The sequence below is a fragment of the Paenibacillus etheri genome (genome assembly GCF_001012825.1).
Taxonomy (GTDB): Bacteria; Bacillota; Bacilli; order Paenibacillales; family Paenibacillaceae; genus Paenibacillus_AQ; species Paenibacillus_AQ etheri.
In genome coordinates this window covers 61,270-78,795 of sequence record NZ_LCZJ02000043.1, presented here as the reverse complement: position 1 = coordinate 78,795, position 17,526 = coordinate 61,270, and the positions used below count along the sequence as shown (strand labels likewise).

Annotated in this window: 13 protein-coding genes and 2 pseudogenes; 7 read left to right on the top strand and 8 right to left on the bottom strand. The window is 43.3% G+C overall.

What is annotated here, in order from left to right; genetic code table 11:
* Positions 1 to 75: 75 nt before the first annotated feature.
* Positions 76 to 1,464: an MFS transporter gene (locus UQ64_RS26720; protein WP_060626507.1), complete on the bottom strand. Its 1,389-nt coding sequence runs from the start codon at positions 1,462 to 1,464 to the stop codon at positions 76 to 78.
* 249 nt (positions 1,465 to 1,713) lie between these two features.
* On the opposite strand from UQ64_RS26720, the gene UQ64_RS26715 reads away from it, so the two are divergent.
* Complete coding sequence (locus UQ64_RS26715; RefSeq protein ID WP_060626506.1) at positions 1,714 to 2,184, top strand: MarR family winged helix-turn-helix transcriptional regulator; 471 nt, start codon at positions 1,714 to 1,716, stop codon at positions 2,182 to 2,184.
* 17 nt (positions 2,185 to 2,201) lie between these two features.
* Positions 2,202 to 2,465: pseudogene (locus tag UQ64_RS32440) on the top strand (hypothetical protein); the annotation flags it as partial.
* Positions 2,466 to 2,561: 96 nt separating this feature from the next.
* On the opposite strand, the pseudogene UQ64_RS26710 reads toward UQ64_RS32440, so the two are convergent.
* Positions 2,562 to 2,929, bottom strand: a pseudogene (locus UQ64_RS26710) (pectate lyase family protein); the annotation flags it as partial.
* Positions 2,930 to 2,946: 17 nt separating this feature from the next.
* Positions 2,947 to 4,290 (bottom strand): erythromycin esterase family protein, encoded by a 1,344-nt coding sequence (locus tag UQ64_RS26705; protein ID WP_425339625.1) that lies wholly within the window; start codon positions 4,288 to 4,290, stop codon positions 2,947 to 2,949.
* Between the two features lie 491 nt (positions 4,291 to 4,781).
* Here UQ64_RS26705 and UQ64_RS26700 point away from each other — a divergent pair, with 491 nt between their 5' ends.
* The 3 genes from UQ64_RS26700 (at position 4,782) to UQ64_RS31405 (ending at position 7,985) form a co-directional block, all read left to right on the top strand.
* A complete protein-coding gene (locus UQ64_RS26700; protein WP_060626582.1) occupies positions 4,782 to 5,360 on the top strand; it encodes a sensor domain-containing protein in 579 nt (192 codons plus the stop codon).
* A gap of 105 nt (positions 5,361 to 5,465) precedes the next feature.
* Complete coding sequence (locus UQ64_RS26695; protein ID WP_060626503.1) at positions 5,466 to 7,259, top strand: helix-turn-helix transcriptional regulator; 1,794 nt, start codon at positions 5,466 to 5,468, stop codon at positions 7,257 to 7,259.
* A gap of 549 nt (positions 7,260 to 7,808) precedes the next feature.
* Positions 7,809 to 7,985 (top strand): hypothetical protein, encoded by a 177-nt coding sequence (locus UQ64_RS31405; RefSeq protein WP_167348528.1) that lies wholly within the window; start codon positions 7,809 to 7,811, stop codon positions 7,983 to 7,985.
* A 155-nt stretch (positions 7,986 to 8,140) separates the two neighbouring features.
* Here UQ64_RS31405 and UQ64_RS26690 read toward each other — a convergent pair whose 3' ends face one another.
* Positions 8,141 to 9,394, bottom strand: a complete 1,254-nt coding sequence (locus UQ64_RS26690; RefSeq protein WP_060626502.1) for a mechanosensitive ion channel family protein — start codon at positions 9,392 to 9,394, stop codon at positions 8,141 to 8,143.
* An 86-nt stretch (positions 9,395 to 9,480) separates the two neighbouring features.
* A complete protein-coding gene (locus UQ64_RS26685; RefSeq protein ID WP_060626501.1) occupies positions 9,481 to 10,338 on the bottom strand; it encodes a LysR family transcriptional regulator in 858 nt (285 codons plus the stop codon).
* A 128-nt stretch (positions 10,339 to 10,466) separates the two neighbouring features.
* Here UQ64_RS26685 and UQ64_RS26680 point away from each other — a divergent pair, with 128 nt between their 5' ends.
* Positions 10,467 to 11,456 (top strand): zinc-binding dehydrogenase, encoded by a 990-nt coding sequence (locus UQ64_RS26680; RefSeq protein WP_060626500.1) that lies wholly within the window; start codon positions 10,467 to 10,469, stop codon positions 11,454 to 11,456.
* Positions 11,457 to 11,596: 140 nt separating this feature from the next.
* Here UQ64_RS26680 and UQ64_RS26675 read toward each other — a convergent pair whose 3' ends face one another.
* The 3 genes from UQ64_RS26675 to UQ64_RS26665 form a co-directional block, all read right to left on the bottom strand.
* Positions 11,597 to 12,913: a BaiN/RdsA family NAD(P)/FAD-dependent oxidoreductase gene (locus UQ64_RS26675; protein ID WP_060626499.1), complete on the bottom strand. Its 1,317-nt coding sequence runs from the start codon at positions 12,911 to 12,913 to the stop codon at positions 11,597 to 11,599.
* A gap of 31 nt (positions 12,914 to 12,944) precedes the next feature.
* A complete protein-coding gene (locus tag UQ64_RS26670; RefSeq protein ID WP_060626498.1) occupies positions 12,945 to 14,252 on the bottom strand; it encodes an aminoacetone oxidase family FAD-binding enzyme in 1,308 nt (435 codons plus the stop codon).
* 651 nt (positions 14,253 to 14,903) lie between these two features.
* Positions 14,904 to 15,269 carry a hypothetical protein gene (locus tag UQ64_RS26665; RefSeq protein WP_060626496.1) on the bottom strand — a complete coding sequence of 122 codons (366 nt, stop codon included), beginning with the start codon at positions 15,267 to 15,269 and terminating at the stop codon, positions 14,904 to 14,906.
* 532 nt (positions 15,270 to 15,801) lie between these two features.
* On the opposite strand from UQ64_RS26665, the gene UQ64_RS26655 reads away from it, so the two are divergent.
* Complete coding sequence (locus UQ64_RS26655) at positions 15,802 to 17,496, top strand: methyl-accepting chemotaxis protein (protein WP_060626492.1); 1,695 nt, start codon at positions 15,802 to 15,804, stop codon at positions 17,494 to 17,496.
* Positions 17,497 to 17,526: the final 30 nt, after the last annotated feature.

The following is a 17,526-nucleotide window of genomic DNA, read 5'->3' as shown; positions in this document are numbered from 1 at the left end:
GTACTGTAGGTTAATAAGCATCGGTTCTTCTTTGTATCTATTATAACCTCCACGGTTTCTTACTCCTTACTCATATTAAACCTCCATTTTTTTCTTATTATTCATTGACCCGGGAGCACCCGTGCCAAACTGATAACGGTAAATCACAACTACCGCAATAATCACTAGGGACATGACGAGAAAAATATTACTATACACATGGGCAGCACCATTAGTATTCAACGGATTGATCTGCACAGCGGCAGTGCCCTTGTCGAGCATTTTCCCGACCACACTCATGGCCATCGCGCCAGAGATAAAATTGATCATAGAGAGTAATCCCATACCCACTCCTGTTTCCTCCTTTGGCAGCGTCCGCGAAATCGTATTGGACATCGAGATTTGCATGAAAGTCTGACCCACGTTCCCTAATATTAAAATGATGGCAATGAAATATGCTGATAATCCAATAAAAGTAGAGAGTAGGGAGAAAGCTAGAAATAACAATACGGAAGCGACGAACACAAGTGCGAAATTGCCGCGATCATCAGCCAACCTGCCTCCCTTGCGTCCCATGATAGCTGAAGCAATAGCAGCTGGCACTAACACGAATCCAATGGTCGAAGGGGACAAGCCATTCACTGCCGCTAGAAATTGTGGTGTCATGAATGTCATGCTAAAGCTCATAGCTGTCGTCGTAAAAGCAAGCAACAACCCGATCGAATAAGTTTTGTTGCGGAACAAAACGGGTTTAATAAAGGGCTCCACAGCTTTCCGAATCCGAATGATAAATAAGGCTAGTAAGACAAGTCCCCCGAGGAACAACCAAACTTGCATCTGTGTGATGGCAAGCAAGAAGATTGCGACTGCTGCAGCTAGTAACCCACCACCAAGGACATCAATACTTCCTGCATTCCCTCTCACATTATCTAAATACTTCCGAAAGAAAGGAAGCGTCAGTAGCGGAAGCAAGGAAAGGACGAACATGAGTCTCCAGCTTCCAAAGCTGGTGATTAGGCCTGCAGCGACCGGCCCCAAAGCATTACCCAGCGCTAACCCAACCGCAGAAGTCCCAAGTGCTCTCCCCCTCTTCTCGGGAGCAAAATACCGGATCGGAATGATCATTGCTGTTGCAGGAAGAACGGAAGCACCGGCAGCTTGAATTACACGGCCCAAAATAATAATCCAAAACTCACTAGCAAGCAGACCTATTAATGAACCGAGAGCGAATATAAGCAGTCCATACGTTAACAAATCCTTCAACCGATATTTATCCGCCAATTTCCCCATGACGATGGAACCTACCGCGTAAACCACCATATAACTGGTCATAATCCAACTAACTTGCGAAGGAACGAGATTAAACTCTTTACCAATCTCAGGAAGAGCTACATTGAACATCGTACCGTTCATAACCGAGAATATTAAGGTAACTACAAGTATTTTTAGCAGCTTATCTGCATTTTGTGATAATGTATCCGTCATAATCTAAACCTCTTTTCTGATTAAATTCATAATGAAATATAAGTAAAATGATAAATAATGAGCATCCTCAGTATTGTATATTACTGAGGATACTCATTATTTTCTTACCTGTCAAGTTATATCATTTACATGGAAGTATAGCTGGATACACCTTATAAGAGTATACTCATTAAGAGTGCACACATAATCACCGTTGCCATGAATTTGAGAATAAAAAATTGACAATAAAGTCAAGGAGGTACTACATCCATGAACACAGATCACCCCAAGGCGATAGACGTCATCCACATATTAATGAGATCAACTAACTACATTAAAACAGAATTTCAATCCCATTTATTAGCACTTAATACACCTTATCATCTCTCCGGTCCCAGGTTACGTCTGCTTTCAGTCGTTGCCGAAACAGGCAATATCCGTATGAATGAGTTAGCTGTTAAGTTAGGGATCAAAGCACGCACCGTTACTGATTTTGTTGATGCACTTGAGCAGGATAAGCTCCTCGTTCGAATTCCTGATCCAACCGACCGACGAGCTACACTGATCCAGCTTACGGAGCTTGCACAATCCACTATTGAGGAAGTTCTTGCTTTCCAAGATACAGTCGCTGCCAACATGCTGGAGAACCTTTCGTTAGAGCAAAGAAAACAATTCTATGACCTTTTATTACAACTAACCAAAAACAAAGCAGTCTCCGATCTATGTGAAGAAGTTAAGTGAGTCGCATGTCATTTTCACCACCTCCAAGCCCCTTAGGATTCCCGGGATTACCAGGGCAACCGGGACTCACGGCACCCAGCTCACCTCCCCCGGAACTCATTCCTCAGCAATCTGCCGTTTCGCCCTTTGCTGTCAGCCCGGGAGCAATTGCTGGTTGTTTGTCCTCGGTTGCGGGGTTTCAGTGGAACGGAAGATTTTGGGTCTACACTGGTTTGAGCTTGCAATCCCTGCTTCTAAATGAACACGAAAAAAAGCTCCGTTCCTCTAGGAATGGAGCTTGAATTCCTTCGTCTCGCAAACAATCAAACTCTGTAATTTCTATTTTTTGAATCCAAGACATGTAGAACTGCTGCCTGAAAAGTTTATGCAGCACGGTCCTGTAAAGAACTAAGCATTGGGTCTCTAGTATTCCTAATTCCACAAAAGCCGAAGCTCCGGTTGTAACGGCGACACCATATTTCGAGACTCCATCATAGAAGTTAATATAGACATGAACAGAGGCCACTCTGATCCGCGGATGACGGGAGTCCGAATGATCGAACCAGTTATGGTGGAAGGTAACAAAGAATTCAGCAGACTCACTTAGTCCGACTAGAGCAGCCTTTCCGGAATCAAAGTAGTGGTTGTACGAGATGGTGAAGTACGTTGATCCTTTTTTGAGGTCCGTAGATCCGTCACCTTTGGCTTGGTCCGCATCGCCCCCTGCTGATCCATAAAAAATATCATTATTATGCACCCATACATTCGCTTTTTTATTTCATATTACTTGATATGCGAAGGGGTCGTTTTTTGGATATGAACCATAATGTCGAATTGCTCTTGAAGGGAAACATCATCATCATATTGCGGTACGTTAGGAATGATCTGTGCACCGCCATCAAAGAATGGCTGCTTTTCTTTTACCCATTGCTGCGCGGCTCCATTCAATTTGCGGAGATCTAACAGGAACTGATCGTAATGAACTTGTCCAAACATATGATTGGAGCTGTTCTCGTTCTTCTGAATGGTATCCGCTCCAATCTTATTTTCACTGAATGATATAAATCCTGTAAATTTGCCTTCCGTGGTGGTGGAGCCAATTGCTACATATTGATTACCTACACGTTCTTTCAGAAACTCCCCGGCGACTTTAGGATACATCTTCTCAGTGATAACACCTTTAGCTATGTGAATATTGTGCCCCCAAACTATCGTTTTGCCGCCAAATTTTTCTTGAGCCCAAACAGCATGCTCGGCTAGATACTGATCATGCAGCTTCACCATGCTCGGATAGTCAGCCGGAATCACCATCTTCGAAAAATTCTCTATCACCTTAGTCGTCCCTTTCACCCAAGCTAGCTCGTGTGAATCAGTCTCATTATTCGACTTCGTTTTGTCTTCAAGTAGTTTGACTACTTTTTGCGCATTAGCCATATGCTTTTCTCTCACTTCAGTAGTCAGCTTCATATATTCCTGTAGATTACCTGCCACCGATGACAACTCTTTGTAGCTTTGCTCGACTTCGGGCAGCAAATCAGGATGATGCTCCTTTACATAGTTGATCACTTTATCGAAGACACTTTGATCCAGCATTTTTAAGTCGAGTCCGATGAATTGAATTTTCTTTTTATTTACAGGATCAGAGTTGTATTCCCGCATCCATTCTACCATAGCGACGATCTCATCAGTTGGGTACAACAGCTTCAAAAACTCCCTAGGGTCGCCTTTTCCCGTTTGGATATACTCGTTCAGCTTTAAACCGTTGCCCCAATCCTCTTCAATCCCAAAATTGGTGAATCCCAGCTCAGTGACCAAATACTTCACGAGTCGATGCTTCATCATAAAAATCTCCGAGCTTCCGTGAGTAGCCTCTCCTAAACCAACATAATTTGCATTCCCTATCATGTCTTTTAACGGTTTTAAATCATCCAATGGTTGTTTTGGATCTACCGTCTTCAGTTGCTTCGCCTGCAATTCAAGTGATTTTGCAATATTATTTTGAGATAGTTGAGCTGTCTCAACTGCTTGGGTTGTTCCTAATTGATCCGACTTTTCAGCTGGTCTCGTACTGCAACCTGCAGTTAGAATTGCTGCACTTAACATTACGGCAACTCCACCGTAATTCATTTTTCTTCTTTTGTTCATTGTATTCACCTCATGGATTTTTTTGAAGTACGACTCTATCTGCATACAAGCATATTGGGTCACCTTCAGTAGTCCAATTGTCACTCACTCATTATCATTTAAGCTAGTTACAACTCTTCACGATTTTCATGTGATGTAATGCTCGCTAACGAATCGATCAGCGCCAACATATCACAAAGCAAATGATGACATGTTGTCACTTTATGGAGTGACAGCTGTGCGGTTAGTATTGAGCAGTAGGCAACCACACCAACCTATTTTTTAAAGAGGAGCTGATTCACCTATAAACCCGTAATCAAATCGCATTAACAACTTCAGAAAAGTGTTTCCGTCTATGGCGTTTACTTTTTTTGCTGAAGTTGAGCAGGTTGGATATATTCTGAATGTCACATAACATTTTTACACTGGTGCGGTTGACGGAAGAAGCCAAACCATACAATACCGCTATTACACGGAGAGGAGCGATGAACCTTATGAAATCAGGTTTCATCCAAAATGGTTGTTTTTTATTATTAACTTTCATTACAGGTTTGTTTTACTTTTGCTTTTATATGGTAGCTCTGTCGTTCAGTTTAAGTCTTTCATTTATAGTAATCGGCATTCCACTATTTACTCGAGTATTGCGAACTACGACAACCTTCATCCAATTCGAACGCACGCAGACGAAAATTTATACAGATATTACGACAGCACCTTACAACAAAAAAATAACAACGGATGCATCGATTTGGGTTCATGCCAAATTAGAACTTACGGATCGTCGCAATTGGCTCGCCGTCTTTTGGTTAATGCAGAAGTTGGGGATCGGACTCGTCAGTCTCGTCAGCGTAGCCGTTCTCTATTTAACACCGCTTGCATTCCTATTGGCACCAATTTTGTATCGATACATCGATATGAATATCCTTTTCATGCAAGTAGATACTTTTGAGAAATCACTCCTTATCATGGTTCTGGGAGCGGTGCTTGCCGCAATAAGCGTCAAGTTGGGTGACCGGTTGGCGAAAACATTCGGAGGTTATACGCGAACCATGATTCAACAGCTAGACCGATAGCTTTTTTTCCGACCTTTATGCAGGTGACGGAGCGTAAACAGCCAATTATACACTGCACAAAGGTTTGGTTCATAATAACAGATAGCTGCTTAGGGGTTGAAAGAATTGTTGGAAATGGTCAAAAAATGGTTTTGGTACGATTGGATTATGCTTGGGCTCCGCCTTATTACTAGCGTTTCGCTCATTCTCACGACGATCAGGTTTCAGGAAGGTCTAGCGCTGCCTTTATGGATCGTTATTTTTTGGGAGATTGCTGCTTTCTCCATTCCCTGGGTTTGCTTGCTGCTCAACTACAAATATTATTTATTCACAGAGATACTGCTCTTTGGCGGGCTATGCGTACATTTAACCTCGTTGTTTCCAGAAGCTTTCCCTTCATTTCTTGTATCAGTCTTTCTGATCGCAGCGAATAGCGCTCGTCTGTCCTATCATTGGACGGCACCAGCAACGGTCTTGGTAATACCCGAAATTTTTTATGTTGTTTCGCCAAATTACAGCTATTGGCTCATGGTAATCTACTACGGACTTGCTTATGTGATGGGATTCGCTTTTCATTTATTGACCGTCAATCATCGGCAAAATGAAACGATCCGCAAGCAAAACGCGGTGCTTGAGCAATATATGTCCCAAATCGAGCGTATTACGCTGGCAGAAGAGCGAAACAGGCTGTCGAGAGAGCTTCACGATACTGTCGGTCATGCATATACTTCCATCATCATGGGAATGGAAGCGTTCCGCTCCGAGCTTGCTACTGAAAAGGGTATACAGAGGCTGGATTCCTTGCTTGAGTTGGGCCGTAAAAGTATAGAGGAAGTGAGGGGCTACTTGCATCAAATGGAGTCTCCACAACAGTCGCTTTCCTTGATCCAAGCTCTGCAAAAGCTTGGAGTTGAATTTCAGGAGCATGCCCGGGTCGAGGTAAGCTTTCGTGCGTTCGGAGAGGAGTCCCGACTGTCCCGACAAGCGAAAATGGCGTTCATTCGCTGCTTGCAGGAGTCGCTTACGAATGCGGTTCGTCACGGTCAGGCGACGGATATCACCGTTTCTTTGCAATTTGGGCACCAAGATACAAGATTGGAGGTGCATGACAACGGAAGAGGGATGGAAGAATGGCAGGAGGGCTTCGGCATGAACGCGATGAAGGAGCGGGCCATGAATTTGCAAGGTCAAGTGTTCGTCTATACAAAACCAGGGGAAGGTACGCTTGTCACCTGTACGTTGCCGCGAAAAGCGGAAATGGAGAACGGCCTTATTCAGCTGTTGATCGTCGACGACCAACCTTTTATTCGGGAAAGTCTGCAGATGCTGCTCGACAAGTACCAAGACTTGAACGTAGTCGGCTCGGCAGAGGATGGCGAACAAGCCGTCAACCTGTGCGGACGCCTCCAGCCCCACGTAGTGCTAATGGATTTGGATATGCCACGCATGAATGGAGCCGAGACAACCAAAATGATCAAGCAACAATGGCCGCATATACGCGTATTGATTTTCACGACTTTCCAGGATGCGGAGCAAGCATTGGACTTACTGCGCAGCGGTGCGGACGGCTTCCTGCTAAAATCAACTGAACCGTTAGAGCTGGCAGATACCATCCGGCTTATTCACAGAGGAGGCACATTAATCGAAAAGGGAATGTCCCATAAAATATTCGAGAAGCTCGATAAGAGCGTCGAATCAACGCAACTGAAAGCCGTCAACGACTATGACCTGACTTACAGGGAAATAGAACTATTGCAGCTTGTTGCCAAAGGGCTCGGGTACAAGACGATAGCGTCCAAGGTGTATTTGTCGGTCGGCACGGTCAGAAACTACGCCTCCTCAGCCTTTATTAAGCTAGGAGTACGCAACAAGGAAGAAGCCATCCAGAAAGCGTTGGAAATAGGGATCATCGTTAGCTAGAATTCGAACGATAGCTATGCTCGGCTACAAATTGTACGGTGCTGCAAATTCAATCACCTTCCTCCATTGAATGAAGGGCAAAACTGAAAGAACAGGCAACTGATTCTGTGAAAGACATCGTTACACTATTGCGAATGTTCAACGGTTGAGTTTAACGATATGAAAATACCTACTAAAGAACCTTGTTAATTCAAGGTTTTTTGCTGTACATATTTAAGGGATTTTGATGTTGCTAATGGGTATCTTTAGCGGAAACAAGACCAGCTCGGTGAGTAGCGGTAAAGGTGGTGAAACACCAATGAAACCAATAGGGGTGCAAACCCCCCTTGTATTGCGCGGGTTTTCCGGGCGCGGTTTGAGGGGCAAGGTTTAAAAAGTTGCAGTCACTAACAGTATTCTGAGTTAATGATTATAGGACAAAACATTGATACACCCGTAATCTCAGCAATGTATCCTAGGCTCTTGTGAAAATACAACACGAATAGCCAGGCAGTAGCCAGCACATAATAAAATTCACAACCAGTAGATATTCAAGGGAGGAGCTTTCAATTGAGCAAAAATCAACCAGACAAGAATCTAATCAACACAGTAAAAGAACTGGAAGCCACACCTGTAAACAGCCTGGAGGCCCAACAGCAGCAGCAAGCCCGTAATGATCGCCGCAAACAAGCTCTGCATAACAGCGATGGCAAATTCTCAGAAAATGAATCTGGGAACTTTCATTAAAGTCTTCAGCTATGCCAAACCTCAATAAAGTGCACGTTTTATGATTCTTTCCAAAATGAAAAAAACGTAAAAAAGCGACCACGATGGTCGCTTTTTTACTGATATTTAGAAATGTCTTCTCCTGCAAATCGTTTCAATGACCTCTTACCTTATCTTCAGTATTCTGACGAATACTCTTTGCTTTCTTTTAAGCGAGCGATATCATGGCCGGTTGGATTTTGGAAAGCACGAAGTCCAAATGTCGGCATAACCGCAAAAATATGGTCGAAGATATCCGCTTGAACCGATTCATATACTCCCCAGTTAATATCATTACTGAAAGCATAAATTTCCAGTGGTAGACCGTTATCTCCCGGTGCTAACTGCCTGACGATCAGCGTCATATCCTTATGAATTTTAGGATGATTCCTCAGATATTCATGGATATATTCTCTGAATACACCCACATTCGTAAGATGTCTTCCGTTTACTTTACTCTCCGTATTGATTTGATGTTCGATATTATAGACATGAATTTCATTTAATCTTGTCATTATAAAATCGGTAAGGTAGTGAATCTTCTGGAATTCCTCCACCATTTCTTTTGTACAAAAGCATATGCTGCTGGTATCGATATGGACGCTTCGTTTAATCCTTCTGCCGCCAGATACTTGCATGCCCCTCCAATTTTTGAACGAGTCTGAAATGAGGGCGTAACTAGGAATCATGGTGATTGTTTTATCGAAATTCATAACCTTTACCGTATTCAATGTAATGTCAATTACATCACCATCCGCATTATATTTAGGCATTTCGATCCAGTCACCTACACGCACCATATCATTAGATGATAATTGAATACCTGCCACCAAGCCCAATATAGAATCTTTAAAAATTAGCATAAAAACAGCTGATAATGCACCTAACCCACTAAGAATAATCAGTGGATTCTGACCAATGAGATTAGAGATCACTACAATAACACCAATGATAAATAGAATAATCTTTGCAACCTGAATGTATCCCTTGATCGGTCTAATCTTGGAGACCTCAAACGAGCGATAAATAGCATCGATGGCATTAAGTAGTGCATTAAACACGGTGATTGTTACGATGATCATATAAGTTAGGGCGGATTTTTCAATAAAAGCCTGATATAGCGGAAAGATAGACGCAGAATAATAGATGATGAAGGCTGGCGCCAGATGCGACAGCTTGTGAAACACTTTTTTCTCCAAAACGATATTATCCCACGAATACCGGTCCTTACTAATGACATGAATAATTATCTTCAGTACGATTTTTTTGGCTATTAAATTGGCCAGTACAGAGAGTAGTGCTATAAATAAGACCATGATTATATTCGAAAGATAACCTGTCATTTGTTCGCTTACACCGTATCCTGCTAGTTGATCTTTTATAAAATTCATCATTTCCTCCTGCTGCGTGTTACTTAGATTGTTTGATGAAATGGTCTAGCACTAACATACGACGCTTCGATCGTTGCGGTTAACTATTATTGCCTTGTTTCAACTAATTGTATTAACCTTGTCAACGCGCTTGAGTAAATCGAGTCATGTCTATACACAAACCATACCTGCAAATCTCGGTACTCTTCAGGCAAGCGGTGGGAAGTGATTATGCCCTGCTCCTCCGCCTTGGCAATCGCTGACTGTGGCAGCATAGACACACCAAGTCCAGAGGAAACGCCATCCAGAATAACTGCTAATGTGCCAAATTCCATAATCTGATATGTGGTCAGGCCAGTGCCTCTAAGAAAACTCTCTGCTTTTGCCCGATGCGTACATCCAACGTCAAAGAACAACATCGGCTTCATGAGTAACTCATACATTTCATTTTGTCCCGGCTCAGAGATCAACACCAACTCCTCTTCAAAAGCCGCGATATGTTCTATATCTGCATCATCAACAGGACCATAGACGAACGCTCCATCAAGCTCGTAATCCAACACCTTTTGTAAGAGCGCATGTGTCACACCCGTAGTGAGCGATAAATTAACATCCGGATATCGTGATTGATACTCGGCCAATAGAGGCGTCAGATGAATGACTGCTGTCGCTTCAATGGAGCCTATCCGAAGCGGCCCTGCAGGATGGTCCGAGTATTGTGTAGTTTTCACAGCCTCGTCCATCAGAGTCAGTATTTTATCCGTATATCCCAGTAAATTCTCACCAGCCAAAGTTAGCGTCATTCCTCGATTGGATCTCCGAAAAAGGGGTGTTTTCAACTGAGCCTCAAGATACTGAATTCGAGTTGTCACATTAGACTGTACGTAGCTCAACATTTGCGCAGCCTTGGTTATGCTCCCCTCTCGAGCCACAGCCTGAAATATTCTTAAATCTCCGCTTTCCATTTCTAAGTCACCTGCTTGGTATGATCATTTATGATACTCACATTCGGTTTTGTTCATTTTACTGTATGATTCCCACTCTGTACAATTCAAATAGATACATCGAAATACGAATTACTGGAGGAATTAGGATGAAAGCAATCGTACATGCTGGGATGAACGGCTTGAAGAGCCTGACATATGAAGACGTTGTTGACAAACAGCCGGGCTTCGGCGAAGTAAAAGTAAGACTGAAAACGGCAGGGTTAAATCATCGAGACTTATTTCTCATGGCGGATCGAACAAATGAGGATGCTCCCCTGATTATGGGTTCTGATGGCGCGGGTATAATTGAAGCGGTAGGTGAAGGCATAACATCCCTTACAGTAGGTACCGATGTAATCATTAATCCGTGTATCGGATGGGAAATTACCCACGATGTCCCGAACGCTCCGGCCATAGTGGGCGGCCCTTCAGATGGTACATTTGCCGAGTCTATCATCATCCCTGCGCAAAATGCCGTCCGCAAGCCAGCCTATTTGTCTTGGGAAGAAGCGGGCGTGTTGCCCTTGTCTGCCTTGACCGCCTATCGGGCTTTGTTCACGAGAGGCCGCTTACAGCAAGGTGAACATATCCTTATTCCAGGTATTGGTGGCGGTGTGGCGACGTATGCCATGCTTATGGCTTCAGCAGCGGGTGCACAAGTCAGTGTCACATCACGACGTGAGACAAAAAGACAAGCTGCTCTTGCACATGGAGCAGATCATGCTTTTGACAGTCATAGTGATTGGAAGGAAAGTATGAACGTAGCAACAGTGGATCTCATCCTGGATAGTATCGGACCAGCGACGTTCCAACAGTACTTTGATATCATTAAGCCAAATGGCCGTATCGTTACGTTTGGAGCAAGCTCAGGAGATCGAATGGAAATAGCAGTACGATCTATATTTTACCCCCAAATCAGTATCATCGGCACCTCAATGGGAAGCAGTGAAGAGTTTATTGCGATGCTTCAATTTATGGAACTCCACTCGATACGCCCTATCATTGATAGTGTGTATCCTTTACAAGACACATTTCAAGCCTTTCAGCGAATGCAACAGGGGGAGCAGTCTGGGAATATTGGAATAAGAATTAATTGAAAAAAGACACCTCACAAGGTGTCTTTTATTTACTCTATATGGAACCGAGGCGTGTCACGGTAAATCCATTAGCCGCCCTGTGTTCAATGCATGCAAGTATTCCACCGCAACATGCCAAGAGTCAGCAACCATCTATCCTTTTACGTGGCGCTAACACGTCGTTTAGCAAGTGCCATCGCTGCGGCATAGCCGGAGCTCCAGGCCCATTGCAGGTTATAGCCGCCGCAATCTCCATCGACATCCATCACTTCACCTGCCAAATACAGCCCAGGGACTAACTTAGATTCTAACGTTCCTTCGATTAGCTCCGTCGTATCGATGCCACCGGCTGTTGTTTGTGCATTCGTGAAGCTATTGGTATCGGTCACTTTAAATTCCCAACGTTTCAAGATTCGATAGAATATTTTCTTGGTTTTCCACGATAGATCCTGACAAAGCAGATGCAGCTGTTGATCAATTCCAGCCTCCTTCAGCAGAACTGGAATCAGTTTCTTGCTGACGATGCCCACAAAAGAATCGGCAACCGTCCGGTGTCCGAAGATCCCCCAGTGGATCTCCAGAAAATCAATTAACTCTTCCTCCGTGCGCTCCGGCATTAAATCAACCGACAATGTCACCGATTCTCCTATTCCGAGATTATACGCAGCCTTTCTGCTGAGCTGAAGTATGGGCGGGCCCGAGATACCATAGTCCGTAAAAAGAATCTCACCAGACTCAGTGCGGATGACTTCATTGTTTACGATAACATGGGCCTCTCCCTCAAATTTGATGCCCGATAGTTCCTTCAAATACGGATAATCCAGCTTCAATTGTACAATGCCTGGCACCGGGTTGATCAGGGTGTGCCCCAGACGTTGGACAAGCGTATAACCGGAGCCGTCCGTTCCCGTTTTGGGAGCGGTAAGGCCGCCTGCACATAGAAAAAGATAGTCGCTGGTATACACAACCTGTTCCTCTGTCTCCGTCTGGCAGGTTATCGCGAACCGCGGATGTCCCGCCGAAACGGTAACATCCAACACTTTATGTTTATAATATACGGGAACATTCCGATCCTCCAGCGCCAGCTTAAATACACCCGGCACCGAAGCCGCCTGCAGCGACATCGGATACATCCGGCCATTCTCCAAGCTTACAAAAGGAAGCCCGAGCGAGGAGAAAAATTCGATCGTTTGGCGGACACCGAATTGCCGCAATACATGTATTGGGAATCCTTCCTGATTACTGTGATACTTGCGTGATAAAGCGGCCGCTTCATCCGTACCGGTGGCGGTGGATTGGTTCGTAATGTTGCAACGCCCGTTACCCGTCGTTATTATTTTCTTCCCAAGCCGGTCATTGCTTTCAATAATTGCTGTATCAATACCTTGATCCCTCGCTGTAACTGCAGCCATTAGACCTGCAGCACCCCCACCGATAATGAACAGCTCGTGGTGCTTAGAAGTCTGATCCTTATACATGTTAATTGATGCATCCCTTTTCCTAATAAATTTATTGAATTGACTTAGCTAGCGCCATGGCGGCCACATATCCGGAACTCCAGGCCCATTGCAGGTTATAGCCGCCGAAATCTCCGTCCACATCCATCACTTCGCCAGCCAAATACAGCCCAGGCACCAGCTTGGATTCCAGCGTTCCTTCGATGAGTTCCGACGTATCAATGCCGCCGGCTGTCACTTGCGCATTCGTAAAGCCATTGGTATCCGTCACTTTAAATTCCCAACGCTTCAAGATTCGATAAAATTTCCCCTTGGTTTTCATCGATAGATCCTGGCAAAGCAGCTCTGGCTGTTGATCTAAGCCAGTCTCTTTTAGTAGGACAGAAACAAGCTTCTTATTGAAGATGCCAACAAGGCAATCCGCCACAGTCCGGTGTCCAAAGGTCTCCCAGAGCCTTTCTAAAAACTCAACCAACTCTTCCTCCGTGCGGCCCGGCATCAGATCAACCGACAATGTTACCTGTTCTCCTCTTGCAAGATGATACGCAGCCTTCCTGCTTAGCTGAAGAATTGGCGGGCCGGTAATACCATAATCCGTGAAGGCAATTTCACCCTGTTCACTGCAGATGACTTTACCGTTCACAATGATATGAGCTTGTCCCTGAGATTTGATAGTTGTCAGTGCCCTCATATTCGGATATTGCAGCTTCAATTGCACAATGGCCGGCAAAGGCTCAATCAGGGTGTGTCCCAGACGTTCGGCAAGTGTATACCCAGGAGGTTCTTTTCCCGCATTTGGACCGGCAAGACCACCCGCAGATAGAAGTAGATAGTCGCTAGTATAAACAACCTCCTCCTCTGTCTCCGTTTGGCATTTTATCTTGAAGCGCGGATGATTCTTCGAAACAGTAACATCCAACACTTTGTTATTGAGGTATACCGGAACATTCCGATCCTCCAGCGCAAGCTGGAAAATATCCAGCACCGCTGCTGCCTGCAGCGACATTGGATACATCAAGCCCTCCTTCAATCTTGTAAGCGGAAGCCCGAGGAAGGAGAAAAAATCTATGGTTTGACGGATGCCAAATTGCTGCAATACCGCAAGTGGAAATCCGGCCTGATTACTGTGATACTTACGCGATAAAGCGATTGCTTCATCCGTACCCGTTGCAGTGGATTCATTCGTAATGTTGCAGCGGCCATCACCTGTCATTAATATCTTCTTTCCAATCCGGTCGTTACTCTCCAGAATGGCAGTATCGATACCCATATCACGCACAGTAACGGCGGCCATTAGTCCGGCAGCACCTGCGCCGATAATAAACAGCTTGTGGTGCATAGAAGTCTGATTCTCATACATGGTTGGTCAATGCATCCTTTATCCAATTTTTCTAAAAGCACAGAAACACTTTATTAAATTATAGCATAAGTATACTGGTTTTCATTTATATCTCCTTATTAACTCATCCCATATTATCTTTGCCTTTTTTATCCATAAATAGAGCCTTAAATTTTTTTGGTCTTCACAAACTCTAAGACTGAATGAGTAGTATTCCCAGAGCTTATCATCTTTGATTACAGGAGGAGCATGCCTTCTACACTGCAATCTTTAATTCCATATACGAAAGATACTGGACTATCAAGATACTCATTTTTTTAAACCGCCAAGCATAGTCCAGATCATACTCTGAAAACATGAACAAAGACACCCTTCAAGGTGTCTTTCACTGATACTCCATATGGAGCCGAGGGGAGTCGAACCCCTGTCCGAAAATAACGGCATAAGCTTCTACGAGTGTAGTCACAGTTTTGAAGTCACCCTAGAAGCATTCTAACCAGCATTTAATGAGTCAGTCTGATAATAGGAATACTCCTTAGTATAGTGATGCAATTATATAAGTTAATCCTGAATTCCTGAATATATCGAGCTTCGTACAGTGCTTCTTCAATACGCAGAAAGTACCTTTGCCGCTACAGCCGATGGCTGGATCCTTTTAATTTTTAGAAGTTGCTAATTGCCTGCAGAATCAAGATACGCTTCAGCTTCTTCTATCGATTCGTACAAGTTTGCAATATCTTTAAACATACGATGCATTTGCGTTTTGTAGAACGCGGTAGGCGCAACATACACCCATTTGTGTTTTGTAGAGCTCCCAGCTTTCACAGCATCTTCACCAGTTGGAGCAAGAATTGCCAACACTTCTTGCTTAAATACCAGGCCACCAGTAATTACAGTCATACCTGTAAACCCTCGCTTAGTTTTCTTCAGTACTTTCGGAAATTGTTCCGCATACGCAAGGGCATCCTCAACTTCCATACCGTCCGATGTTACAATAATTCTGTTTTTGTTTTTAACATAATCAATAGTAAAACTCATGATAGTAATTCCTCCGACTGTTTTTGGATGCTTAATGCCATAATCTTATAACAGTTCGAGCTCTTATAGATGTAGTTTCGGAAAATATGCCACTAATTATTAACTCAAAGTGAATGATATAATTTTTGATGTAGACAACATGTCTACAATAATGAAACATTTAGTTCCCCATAAATCCTTGTCTACATTCGGTCTACATACATACTGTTTACTCTTAATTAACTTTTCATTTTCCCATAGCTCAAGATTATTACGATAAGGCTCCTCATCATTTCCAAAGGAACGACACTTATCCTTAGTAGAGATAGTAATGACCATATTTATCCTTTTTTGTAACTTTTCATAATTTTATGTGGATTTTACTTATCCGGTACCTGCATCATTAAAATAAGATCAACAAGCTCGTTTTAGACATTTGCATTTACTATTTATTACATCATTTCAAACAGGTATAAAGACCTATCTTTTGTCGAATAAAGTCAACCGATAAAATGAAATAAGGTCTTTTTTCATAATGAAGGAGTGGGCTAATATGAAAATTTCTACCTGGCTTAAAACGATGAGTGGATTTTTTATTTTTCTGACGGTCCTGAACGGAATTAGTATGTATAACCTTCAAAAGAGCGTAGCGCAGGAACGCGTCGCTGTAAAAAGGCAAGTAGAATTCAAGCAATTAGGTATCGATTTAGCCAACTCTTCGGACTATTTGACTAACGAAGCAAGAGCTTTCGTGCAGTTCGGAAATAAAGTCCATTATGACAACTATTGGAAGGAAGTAAACGAGACCAAAACGAGAGATCATGTAGTGGAGAAATTAACTGAATTGGGTGCGCCCAAAGAAGAGCTGGATCTTATATCACAGTCAAAACAAAATTCGGATACTCTTGTCAAAACAGAAAGTGCGGCAATGAAAGCTGTGGAAGGCAAAGATTTTACCAAAGCCCGGGAACTCATGTTTGACAGCAATTACGATGCAAACAAAAAGATCATCATGAAGCCGCTGCAGCAGTTTCAACAAAAGATGAATACTAGAGCGGAAAATGAAGCAAACGCTGCAAAGCAAAAAGCAAGCTTGATGCTTACGGCAACTGTTCTTTTACTTATAATTACATTTGCAGCATTACTTGCAATACTTATTATTATTTTTGTTAAGTTAAAACCGCTTAAGTTAGTCAATGAAAAAATCGCCGAAATTGCGAAAAACGGGGGTGATCTTACCGGAAGACTGGATTACTCCGGCAGGGATGAAATCGGAGAAATCTCAAAATCCTTAAATGCTATGTTGGAGACTCTGCAATCCATTATTAAAGATGTCCGCGATACCTCCCGTAGTGTATTGAGTTCGTCGAGTAAACTGGTTGAAAATACGAAAGAAACTGCAAGTGCAACAGAGGAAATTACGAGACAGGGAGCCAGTATTGAGCGAGGGGCGGCAACATCAGTGCAAAGCACACTTGATGCTTCACATGCAATCAATGAAATGTCTACAGGTGTGCAGCGTGTCGCCGAATCCGCAGAGGATCTTGCTGATGCCGCAACGGAGACGGAGAAAGAGGCAGCAAGCGGTGTGAACTTTATACAGCAAGTTAGCAAGCAGATGGCCCAAATTAGCGATTCTGTAAGTTCTACTGTAGAAATCGTATCTAATTTGAAAGAACGCTCTTCTCATATTGAAAAAATTGTTAGCACCATCACAGAAATATCGAGTCAAACGAATTTGCTTGCGTTAAATGCTTCAATTGAAGCGGCAAGAGCAGGCGAACATGGAAGAGGCTTTTCGGTAGTGGCCAGCGAAATCCGAAAGCTGGCAGAGCATTCCTTTACTTCAACAGGACAAATATTCGAATTGCTTCAAGATCTTGTGAAAGACTCTCAAGAAACTGAACGTGCGATGCAGCAAGTGACGGGAGAAGTATTGACAGGCCAAAAGAAGATGGAAGAAGCAATCGAATCATTTGAAAACATTTTGAAATCCACTCAGAGAGTTGCTTTGCAAGTTCATGAGGTTTCTGCTATCAGCGAACAAATGGCGGCAGGCTCAGAAGAAATTGCAGCATCTGTTTCCGAAATGGCAACTGTAGCTGAAGAATCGCTTACAGGAGTTAAAGCTGTGAACACTATGACTGCCAAGCAAAACTCCTTAGTTCAGGAGGTTGCTTCACTTACTGACTTGCTTAGCAAAGATTCTCAAAGCTTGGAAGCTCTCGTTACGAAGTTTAAAGTATAAAATGAATTGCTCGTATGTGATAAAAATCTA

Bases quoted from the DNA above. Each gene is read 5' to 3' on its own strand.
- UQ64_RS26720 (WP_060626507.1), bottom strand. From the start codon at position 1,464: ATGACGGATACATTATCACAAAATGCAGATAAGCTGCTAAAAATACTT.
- UQ64_RS26715 (WP_060626506.1), top strand. From the start codon at position 1,714: ATGAACACAGATCACCCCAAGGCGATAGACGTCATCCACATATTAATG.
- UQ64_RS26705 (WP_425339625.1), bottom strand. From the start codon at position 4,290: ATGAATTACGGTGGAGTTGCCGTAATGTTAAGTGCAGCAATTCTAACT.
- UQ64_RS26700 (WP_060626582.1), top strand. From the start codon at position 4,782: ATGAAATCAGGTTTCATCCAAAATGGTTGTTTTTTATTATTAACTTTC.
- UQ64_RS26690 (WP_060626502.1), bottom strand. From the start codon at position 9,394: ATGAATTTTATAAAAGATCAACTAGCAGGATACGGTGTAAGCGAACAA.
- UQ64_RS26685 (WP_060626501.1), bottom strand. From the start codon at position 10,338: ATGGAAAGCGGAGATTTAAGAATATTTCAGGCTGTGGCTCGAGAGGGG.
- UQ64_RS26680 (WP_060626500.1), top strand. From the start codon at position 10,467: ATGAAAGCAATCGTACATGCTGGGATGAACGGCTTGAAGAGCCTGACA.
- UQ64_RS26675 (WP_060626499.1), bottom strand. From the start codon at position 12,913: ATGTATAAGGATCAGACTTCTAAGCACCACGAGCTGTTCATTATCGGT.
- UQ64_RS26670 (WP_060626498.1), bottom strand. From the start codon at position 14,252: ATGTATGAGAATCAGACTTCTATGCACCACAAGCTGTTTATTATCGGC.
- UQ64_RS26665 (WP_060626496.1), bottom strand. From the start codon at position 15,269: ATGAGTTTTACTATTGATTATGTTAAAAACAAAAACAGAATTATTGTA.
- UQ64_RS26655 (WP_060626492.1), top strand. From the start codon at position 15,802: ATGAAAATTTCTACCTGGCTTAAAACGATGAGTGGATTTTTTATTTTT.